This is a genomic window from Rhodococcus sp. NPDC003383, from assembly GCF_053589115.1.
The window spans coordinates 65,352-88,104 of record NZ_JBSFRG010000012.1; the positions used below are offsets into that span (position 1 = coordinate 65,352).

A 22,753-nucleotide genomic window follows, 5' to 3' on the forward strand; every position below is an offset into this window, starting at 1 on the left:
GCGGATCACTATCGAACGCGGTCGGGATCGTGGCCGGGATCGACCTCGGCCGAGGGAGGGGAAGCGCGCCGGCGCGTGAGCAGCGACCGGTCCTGGTGCTCCCGTTCCAGATCCAGCTCGGCGTCGTCGATGCGATGCGACCGATACAGCACCGCGATCACGATCCAGCCCACGACCGCGACGATCACGAAGCTGACCACGCGGTACACGAAGACCGCCGCCAGCGACTGCGACGCACTCATCCCCGCCGCCGTCAGCGTCGCGATCAACGTGCCGTCGACGAAACCGAGCCCGCCCGGCGCCAGCGGCACACTCGCCACCGCCTTGGCCGCGGTGAACGCGATCAGCAACCCCGGCAGCGACGGATCCCCACCGACCGTCCAGCACGCGAGACCCAGGCACGCGACGTCGAACACCCGGTGCACGCCGGACCAGCCCAGCGCCGTCAGGGCATCCCGCCGGCTCAGGTCCACCGACTCGAGCTGGCCCAGGATCCGCTCGAACGACTCGACACCGGTCTCGGCGGGCTTCTTCGTCAGCCGGTTGACGCGGTGGATCACCCACAGACCCAGCGCCTCGATCGACGACGGATTCCTCGCGACGTGACGCAACCCGAAGAAGAGGGCGAACACCCCCGCGACGGCCAGCACCAGCGTGACCGGGCTGACCCGCGACCCGACCGCCAGCGCCCCGGCCACCCCCACCGCGGCGAGGGTCGCCGTCGCGATCACCCCGGACACCGCCAGCTGCCAGGACGCGACGACCGGCGTCGCACCCCAGCGGCGCGTCTCCTTGTACGTGAAGGCCGTGGAGAACACCGGCCCAGCGGGCAAGGTCACCGACATCGCCGTGCTCGCGTAGACCACCGACGCCGACCGGAAGTGCCCGACGGTGACCCCGCCGGCACGAAGCAGGCGTTGCTGGACACCGGCGAAGCCGCTCAGCGCCGCGGCCTGGGCCGCGATACACGCCGCGAACCAGCCCCAGTGCAACTCCGTCAGGGCCCGCCAGGAATCGCTCAGCGACGGCCACAGGTAGACACCTTCGACGGTCAGCAGCACCACGAGTGCGACGCCGAGCAGCCATTTCACCCATGCGAAGGCGCCCCGACGCGGCGCTGCGCCGGGACGGGGTGGTTCATCGCGAGGCGGCGCCACGCGGATCAGCGTAGCCAACGCCCCGATGCGACCGGCCTCACTTCACTCGGGATATTTGATCGGCGAGGCCAGGTGGGTCAGCCGTCGGCGACCCCGCAGCTGCACCTCGTCGCCCAGCTCCCACTGCGCGCGCTCCTCGTCGTCGGCGAAGTACAACGCGCTCGACGACGCCAGCACCCGGCTCGGACGCATCTTCGCGAGCTCGGTCAGGCGCGACGCCTCGTTCACCGGATCACCGATCACCGTGTACTCGAACCGCTCGGCCGCGCCGATGTTGCCGGCCACCGCGAGCCCCGCCGACACCCCGATACCGATGTCGAGGCCGGTGATCTCGTCGAGCGCGAACCGCAGTTCCCGTGCCGCGGCCAGCGCCGCGGTGGGTGCATCCGGGCGGTCCAGCGGTGCCCCGAAGATCGCCAGCGCCGCATCACCCATGAACTTGTTGACGAACCCGTGATGCCGGTCGACGACGTCGACCACGACCCGGAAGAACTCGTTGAGCAGGTCCACGACCTCGTTCGGCGGCCGTTCCGCGGCGGTCGCCGTGGAGCCGACCATGTCGACGAACAGCACCGCCACGTACCGGGTCTCGCCGCCCAGTTCGGTGCCGTACTGCAGCGCGCGGCGCGCGACGTCCTCGCCGACGTGCTGACCGAACAGTTCACGCAGCCGCCGCCGCTCGTCGGACTCGGCCATCATCCGGTTGAAGCCGACCTGCAGGCGACCCATCTCGCTGCCGTCGAACACCTCGACCTGCACACCGGTCGCGCCGCGCTGCACCCGCTCGATCGCCCAGCGCAGCTGTTTGACCGGATCGGAGATCTGCGCCGAGGTGAGCATCGACAGGACCAGCGCCAGCCCGATCGCCATGATCGACAGCGCGAGAATCGCCCACGACAGCGAATCGGACGAGAATTCCATGTCCGACGTGAGCTGCGTGACGCACAACAGCACGATGCCGGCCACCGGCATCAGGGTGCCCAGCCCCCACGTCATCGCCAGCCGGGTGCCGACCCCCGGCGCCATGGTCCGGTCGAACCGGCCCTCGCTGAGTGCCTGGGCCGCCACCGGCCGCAGGATCCGCTCGCCGAGCATGTAGGTGAAGCCGAAGGTGCTCGTCGCGGCCATCGCCACGGTGATCGCCACCGCCGCGGCCAACGACGGCATCTCCTCCGCGGTGAGGAACACGAACAACACGCCGCCGAGAATCCACAGCCCGAGATGCACGATGGCCTGCCGCAGCGGTGCGTGCAGCGCCGCCATCTGTTCCGATCGCGTCGGCGGGCCCCCGCGCAACTGCCACCGGACCACCGACCGCAGCATCACCGCCGCGGCCGTGAGACTGACGACACCGGCGAACGCGAGGTACACGGCGAACACCGCGAAGTTGCGGACCCGGTCCGCGATGATGTTCTCCGATTCCGAGATCGGGATGCCGTAGCGGACGAACGCGAAGACCAGCAGGGCGCCGAACAGGTTGGACGCACCCATCGAGACCATATAGAGGGGCCAGCGACTACGCAGAGTCGTCGCGACAGCCCGATATGACCTCAACACGACTTCAAATCAAACCACTGTAACGACCGTCACAGCACGGCGTGGTCCATAAAACGCGTCACCGAACCCTACGATCTCCCCGATCGACACGAATCGGGGGAACGTCGGCAATGGGAGGAACCGCACGAGGACGGCACGATGCCGATCCGGATGCGCCGCTGTGGCGAGCTTCGCAGGTGTTCCGCCTCGTCACCCTCGCCTACGCGGTCAGCTCCCACATCTCGACCGTCCCGCACTACACCCGGCCCGGCCTGGGCTGGTTCTTCATCGCCCTCCTCGCGGCGTGGTCGGTGCTCTCGGCGGTCCTGCTGTCGCGCGGAACGCAACGGTGGAAGGTCGTCGCACTCGACCAGATCGTCGCGATCGCCCTCATGGGTGCGACCCGGCTGGTCGCCGACCACGACTGGTACAGCAACCACCAGACGATGCCGACCACACTGTGGGTCGCCAACGCGGTGCTGTCCGCCGCGGTGCTCGGCGGCCCGGTCGCCGGGACGTGCTCGGCCCTCGTGATGGCCACCGTCAGCGCCGTCGTGCGCGACCAGATCAACCTCGACCTGTGGCGGGACGCGACCGCCCCCGTGCTCGTCGCCGTCGGCGTCGCGATGGGCTTCGCGACCGTGACCGCGCGCCACGCCCACCGGCAGCTCGCACAGGCGGTGCGGATGGCCGCCGCCACCGAGGAACGCGACCGGCTCGCCCGGCAGGTGCACGACGGGGTGCTGCAGGTGCTGGCCCTCGTCCAGCGGCGCGGGAACGAACTCGGGGGACCGGCAGCCGAGCTGGCCCGTCTGGCCGGCGAGCAGGAAGCCGCGTTGCGGATGCTCATCTCCGAACAGGGCACCCGGGTCGACCGCGGCGAGGAACAGGTGGATCTGCGCGCGCTGCTGCGCGCCCGGGCCGGAACGAACGTGACGGTCGCCGCCCCGGCCGATCCCGTCCTGCTCGAGCGGGGTCGCGCCACCGAACTCGCCGCCGCCGCGGCCACGGCCCTGGACAACACCGCGCTGCACGCCGGTCCCGGTGCCAAGGCCTACGTCCTGCTCGAGGACCTCGGCGACGAGGTGATCCTCAGCATCCGAGACGACGGCAGCGGCATCCCCGACGGGCGGCTCGCCGAGGCGGAGGCGCAGGGCCGGATGGGCGTGTCCAAGTCGATCGTCGGGCGCGCCGAATGGCTGGGCGGTGTCGCGGTCCTCGACAGCGCTCCCGGCGAGGGCACCGAATGGGAGATCCGAGTACCGCGGGAGGCGCCCCGTGCGTGACCACACTTCGGAACCCGTCACGGTGATGGTCGTCGACGACCACCCCATCTGGCGCGACGCCGTCTCCCGCGACCTCGACGCCGCCGGCTTCCGCGTCGTCGCCGCTGCCGACAGCGTCGGGTCGGCGGGACGGCGCGCGGCGGCGGTGCGCCCGGACGTCGTGCTCATGGACATGTCACTGCCCGACGGCAGCGGCACCGACGCGACCGTCGCAGTTCTGCGTGCCTCCCCGGGGACCCGGGTGCTGGTGCTGTCCGCGTCGTCCGAACGCGACGACGTGCTCGGCGCGGTGAAGGCCGGTGCGTCGGGGTATCTCGTCAAGAGCGCGTCGGCGGCCGAACTGGTGGAGGCGGTCGCGGCCACCGCGGCCGGTCAGGCGGTGTTCACGCCCGGCCTGGCCGGCCTCGTGCTCGGCGAATACCGGCGGATGTCGGCGACCGTGGACCGGCGCTCGCCCGCACCGCCGACGCTCACCGATCGGGAGACCGAGGTGCTCCGGTTCGTCGCGAAAGGACTGTCCGCCAAGCAGATCGCCGCGAAGCTCACCCTCAGCCATCGGACGGTGGAGAACCACGTCCAGGCGACCTTACGGAAGCTGCAGCTCGCCAATCGGGTCGAACTGACCCGCTACGCCATCGAGCAGGGTCTGGAATAGGTCACGGCGACCGGTTCCGCAGCCAGGCGCGGACCGCGTCGTCGGTCGCGAGTTCCGCCGCGCGGTCGAACGCCGCGCGGGCGTCGGCGGTCCGGCCCGCGCGCGCGAGCAGGTCGGCGCGCACCGCGTGGAACGGCTGATACGAGGTTGCGGCGGGGTGATCGCGGGCGACCGCGTCGAGTACGTCGAGGCCCGCCTCCGGGCCGTCGACGCGGCCGGCGATCGCGGCGCGTGCGACCCGCGACCCCAGGGTCGGCGCCGTGTGCACCAGCGCCCGCGAAAGTGTATCGAGCGCAGGCCAATCCGTGACCCCCGTGTGTCGGCGGGCGGCATGGACCGCCTGCATCGCGGCTTCGAGCTGGAAACGCCCGATGCGCCCGCCGGCCGAGGCCCGGCGGAGCATGCGCTCGCCCCGTTCCGCGAGTTCCGCGTCCCACGACGCCGGGTCCTGCTCGTCGAGCGGGACGAAGTCGGCGCCGGTCGCGCCGGCCCGGCTCAGCGACAGCGCGATCAGGGACGCCAGCCCCCAGGCTTCCGGTTCGTCGACGGACTCCGCGAGAACAGTTGCCAGATAAAGCGATTCGGACGCCATCGGGGTCACCCCGGGGCCGCGGGCGATCGTGAAACATCCGTAGACCGCTTCGAGGACCGCGGGAAGCCGCTCGGGCATCACGGTGCGGTCCGGGACGACGAACGGGATCCGGGCGTCGCGGATGCGCCGCTTCGCGCGGACGAGCCGCCCCGCCATCGCGGACGACGAGACCGCGAACACCGAAGCAACCTGTGCCGCATCGAAACCCAGCACCGCCTGCAGCATCAGCGGGGTACGCGCGGACTCGGCGATCGCAGGATGCGCGCACACGAACAACAGCGCCAGCCGCCGGTCCGGGATCGCATCCGGGTCGACCTCGTCGAGCGTCGCCACCGAGCCGACATTGTCGGGCACCTGCTCGAGCGGAGCCGCGGTGCGGTGCGCGGCGGACTTCCACACGTCACGCTGCCGGTTCCGGGCGACGGTGAGCAGCCAGCCGTCCGGATTCGCGGGAACACCCCGCTCCGGCCAGATCACCAGCGCCTGCTCGAATGCCGCCGCCACGGCGTCCTCGGCGAGCGCGAGGTCGCCGGAGTTCGACGCGAGCAGCGCAACCAACCGGGCGCGTGAGGCGCGTGCCGCATGCTCGGCCGCGGCCCACGCCCCGGACCGTCTCATCGGTTCGGTGTCCAGACACCCTCGACCGTGTGGGTCGCGCCCGGCCGGACCTCGACCGCACCCCAGTGGATCGGCGGCGCCTGACGCGCCCACTCGATCGCCGCATCGAGGTCCGGCACGTCGATGACGACGGTTCCGCCCAGCTGCTCCTTCGTATCGGCGAACGGCCCGTCCTGCACGCGAAGTTCGCCGTCGACCATCCTGAGGGTGGTCGTCAGCTCGGAGGGGGCGAGAACCTCCGCGCCGATCAGGACGCCGGCCTGCTCCAACGCGGCTGTGTAGGCGGCGAACGCCTCCCGGCCGGCAGCGATCGTCTCCTCACCGATCGACTCGCCGGTCTCCTCCGAGTAGTGCATCAGAATCGTGTATCGCACGGGAATCGCCTCTTCTCTCATCGCTCCGACTCGATCCTGCCGAGTCGTCCGTCCGCGCACTGCGGCTCGGTGAATTTCGACGGGCGCGGATGTGGCCCGCCACAGTGATGACGATCGAAGCTGCTGCGGATCGACAGGTATCGGCTCCGGCCACGCGACGAGGCGCGATCTTCCACCTACTGTGGTGGCCATGGACTCGCGGGATCTGCGCGTTTCGGACGCGGAACGGGAACACGTCGGTCAATTGCTGCAGCGGGCGGTCGGTCAGGGCATGCTCTCGCTCGGTGAGTTCACCGAACGGATGGACACCGTGCTGGCGGCCAAGACCCGTGCCGACGTCAACCAGGTTCTCATCGACCTGCCGGGCATCCAGCTGCGTCCCGAATACCTTCGGCAGATGCAGGCGCAGTACGCGCCGGCGCAACCCCCGATGACGGCGCAACCCCCGATGACGGCGCCGCCGGTTGCGGGTGCGCCGGTTGCGGGTGCGCCGGTGATCCGCGGCCGCATGTCGAACATCGCACGCAAGGGTCGCTGGGAGGTGCCGCCGACGCTGCAGATCGACACGCGGATGTCGACCGTGGTCCTCGACTTCACCGAAGCGGTGATGCAGACCCAGGTCGTGAACATTCAGGTGAACGACTACCTGGGTTCCATCACGCTCGTCGTCCCGCCGGAAGCGACCGCGGACGTCAACGGCATCGACCCGGTCGCGTCGAGCACGAACTCGAAGGTACGGTCCGGTCCGCCGTTCGGGCCGCTGCACCTCGTGGTCACCGGCCGGCTGCGTTTCAGCGCACTGACGGTCCGGCACCCTCTCGGCACCGCACTGCGCCAGTTCCTGCGCTGATCGCGCGGTTGCCAGTTCCTGCGCTGATCGCGCGGTGCCAGTTCCTGCGCTGATCACGCAGTTCCCGGTCCGAGCTACGTCCGGCGCTGGCGGGCGATCAACTCGCTGACGCTGATTCCACCCGCGTTGTCCTCGTCACCGTGCCGGCCCGTCGTCGGACCGGACCGCTCCGGGTCCGGGTCGCGGTACCGGCCGAGCCGCGGATCCTGCTCCCGCGGTGCCGGAACCTGATCCGGCGCCGGGCGCGGGGGACGCGGTTGTTCGACGCCGGGCGCGGTACGCCGCAACTGGGACAGCCAGTTCTCGATGGCCTGAGGGTCGCGAGCCCGGCCCGCTTCCGGGCGCGGGGCCGGAGCCGGACGGGTGGGCGGCTGCGGCGGGACCTGCGGACGGACGAAGGGATGCGGCAACGGCGGCGGCACGGTCCCGCGCTGACGTCGCGGCAACGGCGGGATCGCGGTCGGGGACTGCGGGTCCTGCGCGGGCCCGGAACCCTGGGCGTCACGACGCGGCAGCGGCGGGGCGAACGTGGCCGTCACCGGCGGCAGCGCCGTGGCAGGCTGCGGCGACGCGGTCGTCGGCGGCAACGGGGGCACCGCGGTCGGCGACTGCGGATCCCCTGCGGGACGCGCATCCGGCGCGGCACGAGGCGGCAGCGGCGGCTGCCGGTCGGCCCCGGTCCGCTGGGGGAGCGGCTCTGCGACAGGCCGCTGCGGAAGCGGCTCGGCGGCAGCCCGCTGCGGCAGCGGTGCTGCCGGACGGGGCTGCGGAGGCATCGGGGGAGTGGGACGCATCGGTCGTTCCGCCGGTGCCTGCGCGCTGCGTTGCACGGGAGCGCTGTCGCGGCGTACCGGCTGCGACACCTGCGGCGGTGCCGCTGGTGCCTGCTGCGGCGGTGCGGCCTGCGGGTTGCGCACGAGGCCGGTGCTGTCGTTCCGAACCGGCGGGGCCGGCCGCGGTGCTGCTTGTGGCTGCTGCGGTGGTGCCGCCTGTCCGCGCTGCGGCGGTGCCGCCTGTCCGCGCTGCGGCGGTGCCGCCTGTCCGCGCTGCAGCGGTGCGGACTGCTGGTTGGGCTGCGGCTGGTTGGGCTGCGGCGGCCTGACGAGTCCGTGCGCGGCCGGGGGTTGGCCGGCGTTGCGCGAGTCCGGGCGCCGCTCGGGAGCGGGCACGGGCACGCGTCCGGCACGGGACGGGGAGGGGCGGCGCGGCGCGGGCGGGAACTCCCGGGCGCGGCGCTGTTCGGCGGACGAGCGGGGCGCCGCGATCTTGGGCAGCGGCTGGGTCATGTCCGACGGGCCGATGCCGGGAACCATCGGCGGGAGGCGATGTGCCCCGGTCGCGGCGACGGTGGCCGGTCCGAACATGCCGACGGTGATGAGCTCGGGCACGTCCTCGGGCATCAGTTCGTCCGCGAGGATGGGTTCGGCGAGACCGATCCTCTCCTGGATGCGCTTCATCCACGCGGGTGCCCACCAGCAGTCGTCGCCGAGGAGCTTCATGGTGGCGGGGACGAGGAACATGCGGATGACGGTCGCGTCGAGGATCAGCGCGGCGATCATGCCGAACGCGATGTACTTCATCATCACCAGTTCGGAGAATCCGAACGCGCCGGTGACGACGATGAGGATCAGCGCGGCGGCGGTGATGATGCGGCCGGTGTGCGCGGTGCCGATGCGGATCGACTCGGTGGTGCTCGCGCCCTGGGATCGGGCCTCGACCATCCGGGAGAGCAGGAACACCTCGTAGTCGGTGGACAGGCCGTAGATGATCGCGATGATCAGCACGAGCACGGGCGACATGATCGGGCCGGGCGTGAAGTTGAGCGGCCCGGAGCCGTTTCCGTCGATGAAGATCCAGGTGAGGATGCCGAGGGTGGCGCCGAGGCCGAGCGCGCTCATCAGCGCGGCCTTGACCGGCAGCACCAGCGAACCGAACGCCAGGAACATCAGCAGGGTGGTCAGCAGGACGACCACCGTCACCATCAGCGGCAGGGTGTCGAGCAGCGCCGCGATCGAGTCCTGCTCGATCGCCGGGGTGCCGCCGACGAGTACCTCGACACCGTCGGGCCACGACGCCGAATGCAGGTAGTCGATCGTGTCGGCCGAGGCGTTGCGGTCGACCAGCCCGGCCTTGATGACGCGGACACCGTCCTTGGCGGGACCTTCGATGGAGAACTTCTCCACCAGGCCGGGTGCGGCGCTCGCGGTCTTGATGATCTCGTTGAGGTCGCCGCCCTCGGCGCCGCGGATGACGATGCGCACCGGCTCGGCACGCTGCCCGGGGAACAGGTCGTCGAACTTCTCCTGCGCGACGCGCGTGGGGTGGTCCGGCGGGAGATAGGTCTCGTTGATGCCACCGAACTTGATGCCGGTCAGCGGCATGATGAGCAGCAGCAGCCCGACGACGGTGGGGATCGTGACCTTGAGCGGATTGCGCATCACCCAGCGGGTGAGGCGGCCGATGAGACTGTTCTCGATCTGCTCGTTCGACTGGATCTGACCGAACCGCTTCATGCCGAACTTGTCGATGCGCTTGCCGAGGATGCTCAGGATCGCCGGAAGCAGGGTGATCGACGTCAGCGCCGCGAGGGAGACCGCGGCGATCGCGCCGTAGGCGACGGACTTGAGGAACGCCTGCGGGAACAGCAGCAGACCGCCGAGGCTGGTGACGACCATGGTCGCGGAGAACACGACGGTGCGGCCTGCCGTGACGACCGTGCGCCGGACCGCCGCGGCGGTCTCGTATCCCTCGGCGAGTTCCTCCCGGAACCGGGACACCATGAACAGCCCGTAGTCGATCGCCAGCCCCAGGCCGATGAGGGACACGACGGGTGCGACGAACGAGTTGACCTCGGCGAAGTTGGTGATGAACCGGACGATGCCGTTCGCGGCGACGATCGTGAGGCCACCGGTGATCAGTGGCAGCGACGCGGCGACGACGCCACCGAAGACGAAGAACAACAGGATGCCGACGGCGGGGATCGCGAGGATCTCCATGCGGTGGATGTCGTTGGCCATCGTGTCGTTGAGGGCACCGGCGATCGGCTGCAGACCGGCCAGTTGCACCTCGACGCCGTCGATCGCGAACTCGTCCTTGATCACCCGGAAGTTGTTCGTCAACGCGGTGTCGTCGTCACCGGCGATCGCGATCGACGCGACCGCGTGCTGTCGTGACTCGTCGGCGAGTGCCGGCAGGGCGGGCGCCCCGTTCGTCGGCCAGTAGGCACCGTTGATCTTGAGGATCTCGTCGGGATGGTTCTCGACCAGGTTGTTGAGATTCTCCTTGACCTTCGTGGCCAGGGTGGGATCGTCGACGGTCTTGCCCTCGGGTGCGGTGTACAGGACCAGGACGTCGCCGGCGGTGTCGCGACCGAAGGTGCCGTCCGCGAGCCGTGCGGCCTGCGACGACTGCGAGCCGGGATCATCCCAGCCGCTCTGGCTGAGATGGTCGTTCAGGCTCAGCCCGTATCCGGCCAGCCCCAGCAAGGCGGCGACCATCACCGCGATCACCGTGAAACGGGCGCGGAAGACGAGCTCTCCCCAGCGGTCGAACACGTGAAGTCTCCTATTCGGCGACGCTCTTGCGTCCGACGAGCAAGGCGGAAAGCGGTCGGAACGGCTGCAGCCAGGCACCCTCGTCGGGGAGCATGTCCAGGCTGACCCGCGGAAGCGGCTCACGGAACACGCCGGGGATGTCCTCGAGATCGACGAAGTCGAGGATCTCGGACGTCACCGCCCAGCTGGCATGTTCGCGGAATCCGAGTACCTGTACCGCGATGCCGGCGTTCGCGAGTTCCTCGAGGGGTTCCCGGAAGGCCTGACCGTCCGCGGAAGCCACCATCACACCGGCGAGGCCCTCGCTGCGCCGCAGCTCGATGTGGTGCAGCATATCGGAGTCGACGTCGCTGTCCTCGTCGATCTTGGGCTTGGCGAACACGGCGAAGCCGACGTTGCGCAGCGCCTCGACCCACGGCCGGACGACGTCGGCGCTGCCCGGCGCGATGTTCGTGAACACCGTCGCCTCGGGTTCGAGGGTCGTGGAGGAGGACCGGGAGAGTTCGGCGGTGCGGGCGAGCAGCCAGCGGCCGAGGGCGTCGAACCGGGGGCGGTAGGCCGCGGTGGGCCGGCCGCCGAGAATCGCCCCGAGCCCCATGTCGAGGTTCGGCGCATCCCACACGAGCAGCACACGCCGGTGTGGGTTGCCGGCCGCACCCGTCACCGAATCGGACGTCGCGGACATATCTTCGTCGAGGCTCATGCTCCGATCTTCCCCCAGATCAGCTCGGTGATGGCGCTGCCCACCTGGTGAGCCTTGTCCTCGAACTTGGTGACGGGCCGTTCGTGGCTGATCGGCGAGTCCCAGTCGAGGGGGGTGAGAAGGGGCTCGGCGTTTCCGGCCTCTTCGATGGCAACGGCGTATTCGGCGTGGTCGGTGGCCACGTGCAGCACCCCGCCGGGCTTCAGGCGGCTCGCGATCAGCGCGAACGTCGGGGCCTGCAGCAGGCGGCGCTTGTGGTGGCGGGCCTTGGGCCACGGGTCCGGGAAGAACACCCGCACGCCGGTGAGCGACTCCGGCGCCACCATGTGCTCGAGCACCTCGACGGCGTCGCCGCGCAGGATGCGGAGGTTGTGCACCGGCCGGTCGGTGTCGTAGGTGCGTTCGATGCGCTGCAGCGTCTGGGCGATGCCCGGCTTGTAGACCTCGATCGCGATCAGGTTGACGTGGGGCTCGTCCTGGGCCATCGCGACCGCGGCGGTCCCGGTACCGGAGCCGATCTCCAGGACGGTGGGTGCGCTGCGGCCGAACCAGCCGTCGATGTCGAGCAGTTCGTCGCCGACGTCACGGCCGAGCTCGGGCCACCGACGGTCCCAGCATTCCTGCTGCGGGTCGGTCAGCGAGCCCCGGCGGGACCGGAAACTCGTCACCCGCGGGTAGAGGCGGTTTCCTCGCGTCGGGCGCTGTTCCGGCGTCTCGGTCGTGTGCTGATCGGCTTCGTTCACGGCACCCATTGTCGCGTATCTCGGGAGTGCGTGACAGGAGGGACTGGTGTGACCACAGGGTTTTCTCAGGACCGCTGCCGCGCGCCGCCTCCTCTGCGACAATCCGTCCACTGTTGCCGGGGGCATTCGGGGGGATGTTTCTGATGGGGAATTCGGACGACGCGTGGCGCGAGCTCGCCCACCGCGTCGAACGGCTCGACGCGGAGGCGGGACGTGCCCTGCATGCGGCTCTGCGCACGCGTGATCGTCCGCCGAGCGTGCAGATCGTCGAGCGCGCCGGCAGCGGCGCCGAGACACTCGCCGTCCCCGAGGCGCCGGAGGAATACACGGTCGAACACCTCGAGACGGACGTGCCCGGCCGAGCCGATCCGATCGTCGACGGCGACGTCGTGATTCTCGTGACAGCCGTCCGCCGCCCGCCGCACGCGATCCACCCGGCGGACCGAGCGCTGATCGACCGGGTCGAGGCCGGGCGCGTGATCGTGGTCCTCACCGGCACCGACCCTGCCGACGACGCGGCGATCGGAGCGGTTGCCGAACGACTGCGCACGCCGGTGCTCCCGTTCTCCGACACCGACGCCCTCGCAGGTGCGATCGCGGCGCGGCTGCACCGGGCGCGTCGTCGCCGCGACGACGTCCTGGCCGCGACGGTCGCGGGGCTCGCCGCGACTCCGCCGGCCCGGGACGCGATCGAGGACGCACTCGATGTGCTCGCCCCGGGGCGAGCGCCGTGACGGAGCCGGCCGTCGACGACGTGCTGCGCCGCTGGAATCCCGAGGGCTGGGCGCGCCTGCACGGCGATCCGCCCGCGCCGCGGGTCCGGGTCGCAGCGGTTCCCGGCTCGGGGGAGGACGAGCTCGTCGCGGAACTCGGTGAGCTCCGTGCGGCGTCCGGGGGAGGAGACGTCGAGTTCGTGCGCGAGGGATCCGCCCCGGTCGTGCTCATGGTGCTCGAGGCGACCGCGTTCGTCGGTCGCACCGAACTGGACGTGCTCGAGGCCGCCGCCCAGGGGGCCACACGCGTGGTGTGCGCACTGACCGGTATCGACCACTGCCCGGGGTGGCGGCGTGTTCTCGACACCGATGTCGCGCTGCTCCGGCGGCACGCCGGCCGGTTCGACGGGACGATCGTGCCGGTCGCCACGACTGCCGCGGCTCGCGCCCGGGAGCTGGGAGGCGACGCCGGGCACGTGCTGCGGCTCGAATCGGGCCTCGTCGACCTGCTCGAGATGCTGCGGGCTGCCGTGGCCGCGCCCACCACGACCGTCGCTCGGTCCGCGGAGATCGCCCGGACCCGCACGATGATCACCGAGACCATCGAAGACCTGCGCGCGGACGACGGCGCAGCGCTGCGCGCCGAACGCACCCGGCTCGTGCAGCAGGCGGCAGCTCCCGCGGATCCGGGCGGTCGCGGCCGCAGTGCCCTGCAGCGGGCCCGGCTCGAACTTCTGCAGGAGGTCGCCGCGGGCGTGCGGGCCACCGCCGCCGCGGTGCGCGAGGCCGTGGACGCCGACCCGACGCGCGCCCCGGAGCTGCTCGACGCGGCGGTGGGAACCCTGAATGCCCGGGTGTCGGCCGTCGTCGTCGCCCGGCTGGGGGAGAGCGACGCCGTGCCGGGCGCATCGGACACCGTGCCGCGGAGGACCGCCGCGCCGATGTCGCCGACCACCGGGACGATCGAGGACCGGCTCACCGTGGTGCTCGGCGCCTCCGCAGGGGCCGGGCTGGGCCGGTTGGCGGCCCTGCCGTTCGACGCCCTGCCTGCCGGGCACCTGGCGGCGGTGCCCGTCACCGTCGCCGGGGGCGTGGGCGCGGCGTGGTGGCTCGTCCGGGCCCGCCGACGACTCGCCGCCCGGGACCGCGCGCGCCGCTGGGTGACCGACGAGCTCACCGAGATCCGCGCCGACCTGGACGCCTGGGTGCTCGCCAGGATCGTCGACGCCGAGGCCCGGGCCGCCGCGACCACCGCGGCGGAGCACGCCGCCCGGGTGTCGGCCCTGCACGACCGGGTCACCGCGATCGACGAGGAGCTGCGCCGGCATCTCGGGGAACGCAATGCCCGCATCGAGGCGTGCCGGCGGGATCTGGCGGTGCTGGACCGTCCGACACCGGCCCGTCCGGGGAACCGCGGGTGATGTCGGCGCGTCCAATCCAGTGAGAACCCGGAAACATGTAGATGCGACCGTTCGAGGAGGCACACAGGTGGAGACCTACCCGATTCCCGATTCGCTGCCCGAGCCCGAGGGTTTCGCCTCGGGCGCGTCGTTCGACCCGGTTTCCGCCGCCGCGCTGGCCGACGCCGCCGACCCGTCCGTGGACCTCGACGGCGACGGCACGTTCGACACGGTCACGTGGTCGTCGCCGTCTGCGCTGGTCGTCGCCACGGACCTCGACGCCGACGGCAGCACCGACCGGCTCACCGCGATCGCCGACGACGGCGAGTTCGGGGTGTGGGAGTTCCATCGCGAGCCCGACGGCACACCGCGCTGGCTGCGTGTGGACGCCGGAAGGCTGGGCGTCGAGTGAGATGAATCGCTCGGCCGGACTACGACGGTTTCGGTAGGATGCGCCCTCTGAATCGTTTCTGTGACATTTCCGACCGGACCCGATTCCCCCCGATCGGAAGTCCGGCGTTAACCTCTATGAATAGGACTTCCGGCGCTCGTTTCCTCCGTTCGGCCACGGTGGTAAGCGGGTGGTACCCCTGCCGAGAGGGGAATCTCGGGTCCGCCACTGGTTTCTGCGTACATTTGTGCAGGTCGGAGGCTGGATCCGGTTCCGGGCACACCCCAGGAGAGTTTGATGACCTCAGCGACCATTCCCGGTCTCAACGGAACCGACGACAAGCCCCCGACCCAGCACGCCGAGTTGCTTGCCTGGGTCCAGGAGATTGCCGAGCTCACCGAGCCGGATCGCGTTGTCTGGGCCGACGGTTCCGACGAGGAATGGGATCGGCTGACCACCCAGCTGGTGGAGGCCGGGACGTTCACGCGCCTGAACGACGAGAAGAAGCCGAACTCGTTCCTCGCCAGCTCCGATCCGTCGGACGTCGCGCGCGTCGAGTCCCGCACCTTCATCTGCTCGAAGAACGAGATCGACGCCGGTCCGACGAACAACTGGGTCGACCCGGACGAGATGCGCGCCACCATGACCGAGCTGTACCGCGGCAGCATGCGCGGTCGCACGCTCTACGTCGTGCCGTTCTGCATGGGTCCCCTCGGCGCCGAGGACCCGAAGCTCGGTGTGGAGCTCACCGACTCCGAGTACGTGGTCGTGTCGATGCGCATCATGACCCGCATGGGTACCGCCGCCCTCGAGAAGCTGGGCACGGACCGCCCGTTCGTGAAGGCTCTGCACTCGGTCGGCGCGCCGCTCGAACCCGGCCAGAAGGATGTGCCGTGGCCGTGCAGCGACACCAAGTACATCACCCACTTCCCCGAGGACCGCGAGATCTGGAGCTTCGGCTCCGGCTACGGCGGCAACGCTCTGCTCGGCAAGAAGTGCTACTCGCTTCGTATCGCGTCGGCGATGGCCCACGACGAGGGCTGGCTCGCCGAGCACATGCTGATCCTCAAGCTGATCTCGCCCGAGGACAAGGCCTACTACATCGCGGCGGCGTTCCCGTCGGCGTGTGGCAAGACCAACCTCGCGATGATCCAGCCGACCATCCCGGGCTGGCGTGCCGAGACCCTCGGCGACGACATCGCGTGGATGCGTTTCGGTGAGGACGGCCGCCTGTACGCCGTGAACCCCGAGTTCGGCTTCTTCGGCGTCGCACCGGGCACCAGCGCGGATTCGAACCCGAACGCGATGGCGACCATCGAGGCCGGCAACACCATCTACACCAACGTCGCGAAGACCGACGACGGCGACATCTGGTGGGAGGGCATCGGCGGCGAGAAGCCGGCGCACCTGACCGACTGGCTGGGCAACGACTGGACCCCCGAGTCCGGCACCAACGCCGCGCACCCGAACTCGCGGTACTGCACCCCGATGTCGCAGTGCCCGATCCTCGCGCCCGAGTGGGACGACCCGCAGGGTGTGCCGATCTCCGCGATCCTGTTCGGCGGCCGCCGAAAGACGACGGTTCCGCTGGTCAGCGAGTCCTTCGACTGGCAGCACGGCACCTTCCTCGGTGCGACGCTGTCGTCCGAGCAGACCGCCGCGGCCGAGGGCAAGGTCGGCAACGTCCGTCGCGACCCGATGGCGATGCTGCCGTTCCTCGGCTACAACGCCGGCGACTACCTCGCCCACTGGATCACGCTCGGCAAGAACGCCGACTCGGCGAAGCTGCCGAAGATCTTCTACGTGAACTGGTTCCGTCGTGGCGAGGACGGCCGCTTCCTGTGGCCGGGCTTCGGCGAGAACTCGCGCGTGCTGAAGTGGATCGTCGACCGCATCGAGCACAAGGCCGACGCGCAGACCACCCCGATCGGGTACGTCCCGACCGCCGCCGACCTCACGCTCGACGGCCTGGACGTCGATCCCGCCGACGTCGACGAGGCCCTGAAGGTCGACGTCGACGAGTGGAAGGCCGAGATCGAGGGCATCGCCGAGTGGTTCGAGTTCCTCGGCGAGAAGGTGCCCTCGGGCATCCGCGACGAGTTCGAGGCACTCAAGCAGCGCCTCGGCTGACATCGCACGTCTACGGAAGGCCGCCCCGATTCGCCGGGGCGGCCTTCCCCGTTTCCGGCACCTACCTGCGGCAGCGGGAATCACGGCGCTCTGACCTGCGTAGACTTTTGCTCACGGTGATTCGAACTCCCCAGGTGAAGCGGACCCGGGACCGGATGGTGCAATAGGTGCATCGCACACGACAGCCGGTCGCTCGACGGCCGGGAGGAGGACCAGCTATGAGCGGGATCTACAACAATGTCACCGAGTTGGTGGGGCGCACCCCCATCGTCAAGCTCAACCGGCTGACCGACGGTCTCGGCGCGACCGTCGCGGCCAAACTCGAGTTCTACAACCCGGCCAACAGCGTCAAGGACCGGATCGGTGTCGCGATCATCGACGCCGCCGAGAAGTCCGGTGAGCTGAAGCCCGGCGGCACGATCGTCGAGGGCACCAGCGGCAACACCGGCATCGCCCTCGCGATGGTCGGCGCCGCTCGCGGCTACAAGGTCATCCTGACGATGCCGGAGACGATGTCGACCGAGCGTCGCGTCATGCTCCGCGCCTACGGCGCCGAGATCGTCCTCACCCCGGGCGCCGAGGGCATGAAGGGCGCGGTCGCGAAGGCCGAGGAGATCGTGGCGAACACCGAGAACGCGATTCTCGCACGCCAGTTCGGCAACCCGGCCAACCCGGAGATCCACGAGCGCACCACCGGTGAAGAGGTCTGGGAGGACACCGCCGGCGAGATCGACATCTTCGTCGCGGGTATCGGCACCGGCGGCACCCTCACCGGTGTCGGCCGCAACCTCAGGGCCCGCAAGCCCGGCGTGCAGATCATCGGCGTCGAGCCCGCGGACTCCCCGATCCTGACCGGCGGCGAGCCCGGCCCCCACAAGATCCAGGGCCTCGGTGCGAACTTCGTGCCCGAGATCCTCGACCGCGAGATCTACGACGAGATCATCGACGTCAAGTTCGACGACGCGATCGACGTCGCGCGTCGTCTCGGCACCGACGAGGGCATCCTCGGCGGCATCTCCGCCGGTGCGAACGTGTGGGCGGCGCTCGAGGTCGCGAAGCGTCCCGAGAACGCCGGCAAGCTGATCGTCGTGGTCGTTCCCGACTTCGGCGAGCGCTACATCTCGACCCCGCTGTTCGAGCACATCCGGGACTGAGTGCACGGTGAACCTGCTGCGAACTCTCCGGGAGGATCTCGGCGCTGCGCGTGGGCACGACCCGGCCGCGCGCAGTGACGTCGAGAACGCGATCGTCTACTCGGGACTGCACGCGATCTGGTCGCATCGGCTCGCGCACCGGATGTGGGGCAAACCCGCGCTGCGCGGTCCGGCCCGGATGCTCGCGCAGTTCACCCGATTCCTCACCGGAATCGAGATCCACCCCGGTGCCACCATCGGCCGTCGGTTCTTCATCGACCACGGCATGGGTGTCGTGATCGGCGAGACCGCCGAGATCGGTGACGACGTGATGCTCTATCACGGCGTCACCCTCGGCGGTCGGTCGATGGCGAAGGAGAAGCGCCACCCCACGATCGGCAATCGCGTCACGATCGGTGCCGGCGCGAAGGTGCTCGGCCCGATCACCGTCGGCGACGACAGCGCGGTCGGGGCGAACGCCGTTGTCACCCGGGACGTTCCGCCGGACTCGATCGCGACGGGCATTCCCGCGACGATCCGGTCCCGGACGCAGAAGCAACACGAACCGCTGGTCGATCCGACGAGCTACATCGATCCCGCGATGTACATCTGAGCCGCCTTCGGCCGCTCCCTTCCTCGGGTGATGGGAATCGGTATCCGGTCCGACCGGATCTCGATTCCCATCACCCGATTTTGCGACTCATTCCAGAAAAGTGCGTCATAGTGGTGACGTGCCCTCTACGCCGGAGTACGTAGAGCAACTACGTACCGCAGCGCTACGCGTGACCCGCCCCCGGGTCGCGGTGCTCGACGCGGTGCACGAGAACCCGCACGCCGATACCGACACGATCTTCGTGAAGGTGCGCACCGTGCTGCCCGACGTGTCCCGTCAGGCCGTCTACGACGTGCTGCACGCGCTGACCGAGGCGGGTCTGATCCGCCGGATCCAGCCTGCCGGTTCGGTCGCCCGTTACGAATCGCGGGTCGGCGACAACCATCACCATCTCGTGTGCCGCTCGTGTGGCGCCATCACCGACGTCGACTGCGCCGTCGGCGCCGCCCCGTGCCTGACCGCTTCGGACTCGAACGGCTATCTCGTCGACGAGGCCGAGGTCGTCTACTGGGGGCTGTGCCCCGACTGTTCACCTCCACCGACTTCACGGCCACGACCGTGAGCAAGGTTCGCGTCACCCACATCTGGAAGGAAGGGCCAAGTGTCCGAAAGCGAAAATCCGGTCATCGAATCGCCGACGCCCAAGGCGCACCGTCCGCTCACCAACCGGGACTGGTGGCCGGATCAGATAGATCTCAGTGTCCTGCAACATAATTCGGAGCGCACCTCGCCTCTGGGTGTCGACTTCGACTACCCGACCGAATTCGCGAAACTCGACCTCGACGCTCTGAAGCGCGACCTCGTCGAGGTGATGACCACCTCCCAGGACTGGTGGCCCGCGGACTTCGGTCACTACGGTCCGCTGTTCATCCGCATGAGCTGGCATGCGGCGGGCACCTACCGCATCGCCGACGGCCGTGGCGGTGGCGGTCAGGGCGCGCAGCGGTTCGCGCCGCTCAACAGCTGGCCGGACAACGCGAGCCTCGACAAGGCCCGCCGGCTCCTGTGGCCGATCAAGAAGAAGTACGGAAACAGCATCTCGTGGGCCGACCTGATCATCTACGCGGGCAACGTCGCCTACGAGTCGATGGGCTTCCCCACGTTCGGTTTCGCGTTCGGCCGCGAGGACATCTTCGAACCCGAGGAGGTCTTCTGGGGGCCGGAGGACACCTGGCTCGGGGACGCACGCTACGCCGGCGAGCGCGAACTGCAAGGCCCGCTGGGTGCCGTGCAGATGGGCCTGATCTATGTGAATCCGGAAGGCCCCAACGGCAATCCGGATCCGATCGAGGCGGCCCGCGACATCCGTGAGACGTTCGGCAGGATGGCGATGAACGACGTCGAGACCGCGGCGCTCATCGTCGGCGGTCACACCGTCGGAAAGACCCACGGTGCCGCTCCGGCCGATCACGTCGGACCGGAACCCGAGGCCGCACCGCTCGAGCAGCAGGGTCTGGGTTGGAAGAACACCCACGGCACCGGGGTCGGCGCCGACGCGATCACCAGTGGTCTCGAAGGCATCTGGACCCCCACACCGACGAAGTGGGACAACAGCTTCCTCGAGACGCTGTACGGCTTCGAGTGGGAGAAGACCAAGAGCCCGGCCGGGGCCTGGCAGTGGGTGCCGAAGGACGGTACCGGCGCCGACCTCGTCCCGGACGCCCACGATCCGTCGAAGCGGCACGCCCCGACGATGCTCACCACCGACCTGTCGCTGCGCTTCGATCCGATCTACGGGCCGATCACCCGCCGGTGGCTCGACCATCCGGAGGAACTCAACGAGGAGTTCGCCAAGGCCTGGTACAAGCTGCTGCACCGTGACATGGGACCGGTCTCGCGGTATCTCGGTCCGTGGGTTCCGGAACCGCAGCTGTGGCAGGACCCGGTCCCGCCCGTCGACCACGAACTGGTCGGTGCGGACGACGTCGCCGCGCTCGAGCAGAAGGTCCTCGAGTCGGGACTGACGATTCCGCAGCTGGTCGCGACCGCGTGGGCGTCGGCGTCGAGCTTCCGCGGCACCGACAAGCGTGGCGGTGCGAACGGGGCACGCATCCGGCTCGCCCCGCAGAAGGACTGGGAGGTCAACGAACCCGCGCAGCTCGCCGAGGTGCTCGCGAAGCTCGAATCGATCCGTCAGGACTTCGAGAGCGGCGGCAAGAAGATCTCGCTCGCCGACCTCATCGTGCTCGCGGGTGGTGCGGCGATCAAGAAGGCCGCGAAGAACGCGGGTCTCGACCTCGAGGTGCCGTTCACTCCGGGCCGGACGGACGCGACGCAGGAGCTGACGGACGTCGACTCGTTCGCGGTCCTCGAGCCGCCCGCCGACGGGTTCCGCAACTACCTGCCCGCCGGGGAGAAGCGCCAGCCGGAGAAGCTGTTCGTCGAGCGTGCCAATCTGCTGTCGCTGACCGCATCGGAGCTGACGGTGCTCGTCGGCGGGCTGCGGGCGCTGAACGCCAATCACGGCGGCACCGCCCACGGCGTGCTCACCGACCGGCCGGAGGCGTTGACCAACGACTTCTTCGTCAACCTGCTCGACATGGGCACGGAATGGAAGACGTCCGAGTCGACGGAGAACGTCTACGAGGGCCGCGACCGCGCGTCGGGTGAGCTGAAGTGGACGGCCACCGCCGTCGATCTGGTCTTCGGCGCCAACTCGGTGCTGCGGGGCCTGGCGGAGGTCTACGGCGCCGACGACGCGCAGACCAAGTTCGCCGAGGACTTCGTCGCCGCGTGGACGAAGGTGATGAACCTCGACCGGTTCGAGATCAAGAAGAAGTAGACCGGCACGAGTGGGCACCCCGGCCAGGGCCGGGGTGCCCCACTCGTTGTGCGTGTCAGCCCTGGTAGCCGGGCGGGTAGAGCACGGACTTGAGCTCGCAGAACGCCTCGATGCCCTCGGGGCCGTTCTCGCGGCCGATGCCGGAGTTCTTGTAGCCGCCGAACGGCGAGCCCGGGTCGAAGGCGTACCAGTTGATGCCGTAGGTGCCGGTGCGGACCTGCGCGGCGACCTCGAGTCCCTTCTCGATGTCGGTGGTGTACACCGAACCGGCCAGGCCGTAGTCCGAGTCGTTGGCGATCTTGATCGCCTCGTCGACCGAGTCGTACGGGAGGATGGACAGCACCGGACCGAAGATCTCCTCGCGGGCGATCGTCATCGAGTTGTCGACGTCCGCGAACACGGTCGGCTCGACGTAGTAGCCGGTCTCGATGCCGGCCGGGCGGCCGCCGCCGAGCACCAGGCGGGCGCCTTCCTTCTTGCCCTGCTCGATGTACCCCTCGACGCGGTCGCGCTGCTTCGCCGAGATCAGCGGGCCCAGCTGCGCGGCCGGATCGTCGGGCAGGCCGACGGGGAAGAATGCGGCGGTCGCGACGACCTTCTCGACGACCTCGTCGTAGCGCGAGCGCGGCGCCAGGATGCGGGTCTGGCCGACGCACGCCTGCCCGGTGTTCATCAGGCCGGACATCACGAGCATCGCGATCGTCGAATCGAGATCGGCGTCCTCGAGCACGATCGCGGCGGACTTGCCGCCGAGTTCGAGCGAACAGCGCTTGAGGTTCTGCGCGGCGATCGCACCGATGTGCTTGCCGACCGCGGTGGACCCGGTGAACGTGACCTTGTCGATGTCGGGGTGCGAGACCAGGTACTCACCGGTCTCGGCGCCGCCCTGCACGATCGACAGCACACCCTCGGGCAGGCCGGCTTCGGCGAAGATCTCGGCGACCATGTTGATCGTCAACGGCGCCTCGGGCGCCGGCTTGAGCACGACCGAGCAGCCCGCGAGCAGCGCCGGACCCAGCTTGTTCGCCGCCAGGAACAGCGGCACGTTCCACGCGACGACCGCGGCGACCACACCGACGGGCTCGCGGGTGACGCGGGTGCGGCCGAACGAACCGGACCGCTCGTCGACCCACGGGAACGTCTCGGCGGCGCTCGCGTAGTAGTTCAGCGTGCCCAGCGCCGAGGTCATCTGCATCATCTGCACCGACGCCGGGGGCTGGCCCATCTCGGCGGTGAGCTTCGCGGTGATCTCCGCGGAGCGCTCCTCGATCAGTTTGGCGGCCTTGGCGATCACCTGCGCGCGTTCGGCGGGCGAGGTGCGGGGCCACGGCCCGTCGTCGAACGCGGTGCGCGCCGCCGCGATCGCGGCGTCGATGTCCTTCGGCCCGGCGACGGGGACCGAGCCGACGCGTTCCTCCGTCGCGGGGGAGAACACCTCGAGCTTCTCGTCCGTCGACGGTGCGACCCACCGGCCGCCGATGAAGAGCTTGTCGTAGTCGGTCATGTTCCTCTTCCTCGTAACT

General features: G+C 69.9%; 19 protein-coding genes. 11 read left to right on the forward strand and 8 right to left on the reverse strand.

The window, feature by feature from the left end:
* Nucleotides 1–8: 8 nt before the first annotated feature.
* Nucleotides 9–1,157 carry a lysylphosphatidylglycerol synthase transmembrane domain-containing protein gene (locus ACWDTS_RS13005; protein WP_450108324.1) on the reverse strand — a complete coding sequence of 383 codons (1,149 nt, stop codon included), beginning with the start codon at nucleotides 1,155–1,157 and terminating at the stop codon, nucleotides 9–11.
* A 42-nt stretch (nucleotides 1,158–1,199) separates the two neighbouring features.
* Complete coding sequence (locus ACWDTS_RS13010; protein WP_197253480.1) at nucleotides 1,200–2,657, reverse strand: adenylate/guanylate cyclase domain-containing protein; 1,458 nt, start codon at nucleotides 2,655–2,657, stop codon at nucleotides 1,200–1,202.
* A 167-nt stretch (nucleotides 2,658–2,824) separates the two neighbouring features.
* On the opposite strand from ACWDTS_RS13010, the gene macS reads away from it, so the two are divergent.
* Nucleotides 2,825–3,979, forward strand: a complete 1,155-nt coding sequence (gene macS / locus ACWDTS_RS13015; protein ID WP_248675488.1) for a MacS family sensor histidine kinase — start codon at nucleotides 2,825–2,827, stop codon at nucleotides 3,977–3,979.
* Nucleotides 3,980–4,004: 25 nt separating this feature from the next.
* Nucleotides 4,005–4,634 carry a response regulator gene (locus ACWDTS_RS13020; RefSeq protein WP_197253538.1) on the forward strand — a complete coding sequence of 210 codons (630 nt, stop codon included), beginning with the start codon at nucleotides 4,005–4,007 and terminating at the stop codon, nucleotides 4,632–4,634.
* A gap of 1 nt (nucleotide 4,635) precedes the next feature.
* On the opposite strand, the gene ACWDTS_RS13025 is transcribed toward ACWDTS_RS13020, so the two are convergent.
* Both ACWDTS_RS13025 and ACWDTS_RS13030 read right to left on the reverse strand, forming a co-directional pair.
* Nucleotides 4,636–5,844 carry an RNA polymerase sigma factor gene (locus ACWDTS_RS13025; protein WP_450108325.1) on the reverse strand — a complete coding sequence of 403 codons (1,209 nt, stop codon included), beginning with the start codon at nucleotides 5,842–5,844 and terminating at the stop codon, nucleotides 4,636–4,638.
* Nucleotides 5,841–6,218: a YciI family protein gene (locus ACWDTS_RS13030; RefSeq protein ID WP_197253474.1), complete on the reverse strand. Its 378-nt coding sequence runs from the start codon at nucleotides 6,216–6,218 to the stop codon at nucleotides 5,841–5,843. Before ACWDTS_RS13030 ends, ACWDTS_RS13025 begins: the two co-directional genes overlap by 4 nt.
* Nucleotides 6,219–6,408: 190 nt before the next feature.
* Between ACWDTS_RS13030 and ACWDTS_RS13035 the strand changes: the two genes are divergently transcribed.
* Nucleotides 6,409–7,068 carry a DUF1707 SHOCT-like domain-containing protein gene (locus ACWDTS_RS13035; RefSeq protein WP_450108326.1) on the forward strand — a complete coding sequence of 220 codons (660 nt, stop codon included), beginning with the start codon at nucleotides 6,409–6,411 and terminating at the stop codon, nucleotides 7,066–7,068.
* Between the two features lie 74 nt (nucleotides 7,069–7,142).
* On the opposite strand, the gene ACWDTS_RS13040 is transcribed toward ACWDTS_RS13035, so the two are convergent.
* From ACWDTS_RS13040 to trmB, 3 genes are read right to left on the reverse strand one after another with little or no spacing between them, the layout of a single operon-like run.
* Entirely contained in the window at nucleotides 7,143–10,622 is a 3,480-nt protein-coding gene (locus ACWDTS_RS13040; RefSeq protein WP_450108327.1) for an MMPL family transporter, read from the reverse strand.
* A 10-nt stretch (nucleotides 10,623–10,632) separates the two neighbouring features.
* Nucleotides 10,633–11,307: an NYN domain-containing protein gene (locus tag ACWDTS_RS13045; RefSeq protein ID WP_450108442.1), complete on the reverse strand. Its 675-nt coding sequence runs from the start codon at nucleotides 11,305–11,307 to the stop codon at nucleotides 10,633–10,635.
* 14 nt (nucleotides 11,308–11,321) lie between these two features.
* Nucleotides 11,322–12,068, reverse strand: a complete 747-nt coding sequence (gene trmB, locus ACWDTS_RS13050; RefSeq protein WP_450108328.1) for a tRNA (guanosine(46)-N7)-methyltransferase TrmB — start codon at nucleotides 12,066–12,068, stop codon at nucleotides 11,322–11,324.
* Nucleotides 12,069–12,211: 143 nt separating this feature from the next.
* Here trmB and ACWDTS_RS13055 point away from each other — a divergent pair, with 143 nt between their 5' ends.
* The 8 genes from ACWDTS_RS13055 (at nucleotide 12,212) to katG (ending at nucleotide 21,230) form a co-directional block, all read left to right on the forward strand.
* Entirely contained in the window at nucleotides 12,212–12,802 is a 591-nt protein-coding gene (locus tag ACWDTS_RS13055; protein ID WP_450108329.1) for a hypothetical protein, read from the forward strand.
* Nucleotides 12,799–14,202 carry a hypothetical protein gene (locus ACWDTS_RS13060; protein WP_450108330.1) on the forward strand — a complete coding sequence of 468 codons (1,404 nt, stop codon included), beginning with the start codon at nucleotides 12,799–12,801 and terminating at the stop codon, nucleotides 14,200–14,202. Before ACWDTS_RS13055 ends, ACWDTS_RS13060 begins: the two co-directional genes overlap by 4 nt.
* Nucleotides 14,203–14,269: 67 nt before the next feature.
* The gene (locus tag ACWDTS_RS13065) at nucleotides 14,270–14,593 is read left to right on the forward strand and encodes a DUF6802 family protein (RefSeq protein WP_197253460.1); all 324 of its coding nucleotides are present in this window, start codon (nucleotides 14,270–14,272) and stop codon (nucleotides 14,591–14,593) included.
* 276 nt (nucleotides 14,594–14,869) lie between these two features.
* On the forward strand, nucleotides 14,870–16,702 hold the full coding sequence (locus ACWDTS_RS13070) for a phosphoenolpyruvate carboxykinase (GTP) (RefSeq protein WP_197253458.1): 1,833 nt from the start codon (nucleotides 14,870–14,872) through the stop codon (nucleotides 16,700–16,702).
* 218 nt (nucleotides 16,703–16,920) lie between these two features.
* Nucleotides 16,921–17,856: a cysteine synthase A gene (gene cysK, locus ACWDTS_RS13075; protein ID WP_450108331.1), complete on the forward strand. Its 936-nt coding sequence runs from the start codon at nucleotides 16,921–16,923 to the stop codon at nucleotides 17,854–17,856.
* A gap of 7 nt (nucleotides 17,857–17,863) precedes the next feature.
* A complete protein-coding gene (gene epsC / locus ACWDTS_RS13080; RefSeq protein ID WP_450118297.1) occupies nucleotides 17,864–18,448 on the forward strand; it encodes a serine O-acetyltransferase EpsC in 585 nt (194 codons plus the stop codon).
* Nucleotides 18,449–18,566: 118 nt separating this feature from the next.
* Nucleotides 18,567–19,010 (forward strand): Fur family transcriptional regulator, encoded by a 444-nt coding sequence (locus ACWDTS_RS13085; RefSeq protein ID WP_248675479.1) that lies wholly within the window; start codon nucleotides 18,567–18,569, stop codon nucleotides 19,008–19,010.
* A gap of 39 nt (nucleotides 19,011–19,049) precedes the next feature.
* Nucleotides 19,050–21,230, forward strand: a complete 2,181-nt coding sequence (gene katG, locus ACWDTS_RS13090) for a catalase/peroxidase HPI (protein ID WP_450108333.1) — start codon at nucleotides 19,050–19,052, stop codon at nucleotides 21,228–21,230.
* A gap of 55 nt (nucleotides 21,231–21,285) precedes the next feature.
* Here the strand turns inward: katG and ACWDTS_RS13095 are convergent, their stop codons facing one another.
* Nucleotides 21,286–22,734, reverse strand: coding sequence for an aldehyde dehydrogenase (locus ACWDTS_RS13095; RefSeq protein ID WP_197253449.1), 1,449 nt, complete (start codon nucleotides 22,732–22,734; stop codon nucleotides 21,286–21,288).
* Nucleotides 22,735–22,753: the final 19 nt, after the last annotated feature.

Coding starts and splice junctions, on each gene's coding strand:
- ACWDTS_RS13025 (WP_450108325.1), bottom strand. CDS start 5,844: ATGAGACGGTCCGGGGCGTGGGCCGCGGCCGAGCATGCGGCACGCGCC.
- ACWDTS_RS13070 (WP_197253458.1), top strand. CDS start 14,870: ATGACCTCAGCGACCATTCCCGGTCTCAACGGAACCGACGACAAGCCC.
- macS (WP_248675488.1), top strand. CDS start 2,825: ATGGGAGGAACCGCACGAGGACGGCACGATGCCGATCCGGATGCGCCG.
- cysK (WP_450108331.1), top strand. CDS start 16,921: ATGAGCGGGATCTACAACAATGTCACCGAGTTGGTGGGGCGCACCCCC.
- ACWDTS_RS13035 (WP_450108326.1), top strand. CDS start 6,409: ATGGACTCGCGGGATCTGCGCGTTTCGGACGCGGAACGGGAACACGTC.
- ACWDTS_RS13010 (WP_197253480.1), bottom strand. CDS start 2,657: ATGGTCTCGATGGGTGCGTCCAACCTGTTCGGCGCCCTGCTGGTCTTC.
- ACWDTS_RS13045 (WP_450108442.1), bottom strand. CDS start 11,307: ATGTCCGCGACGTCCGATTCGGTGACGGGTGCGGCCGGCAACCCACAC.
- ACWDTS_RS13095 (WP_197253449.1), bottom strand. CDS start 22,734: ATGACCGACTACGACAAGCTCTTCATCGGCGGCCGGTGGGTCGCACCG.
- ACWDTS_RS13020 (WP_197253538.1), top strand. CDS start 4,005: ATGGTCGTCGACGACCACCCCATCTGGCGCGACGCCGTCTCCCGCGAC.
- ACWDTS_RS13055 (WP_450108329.1), top strand. CDS start 12,212: ATGGGGAATTCGGACGACGCGTGGCGCGAGCTCGCCCACCGCGTCGAA.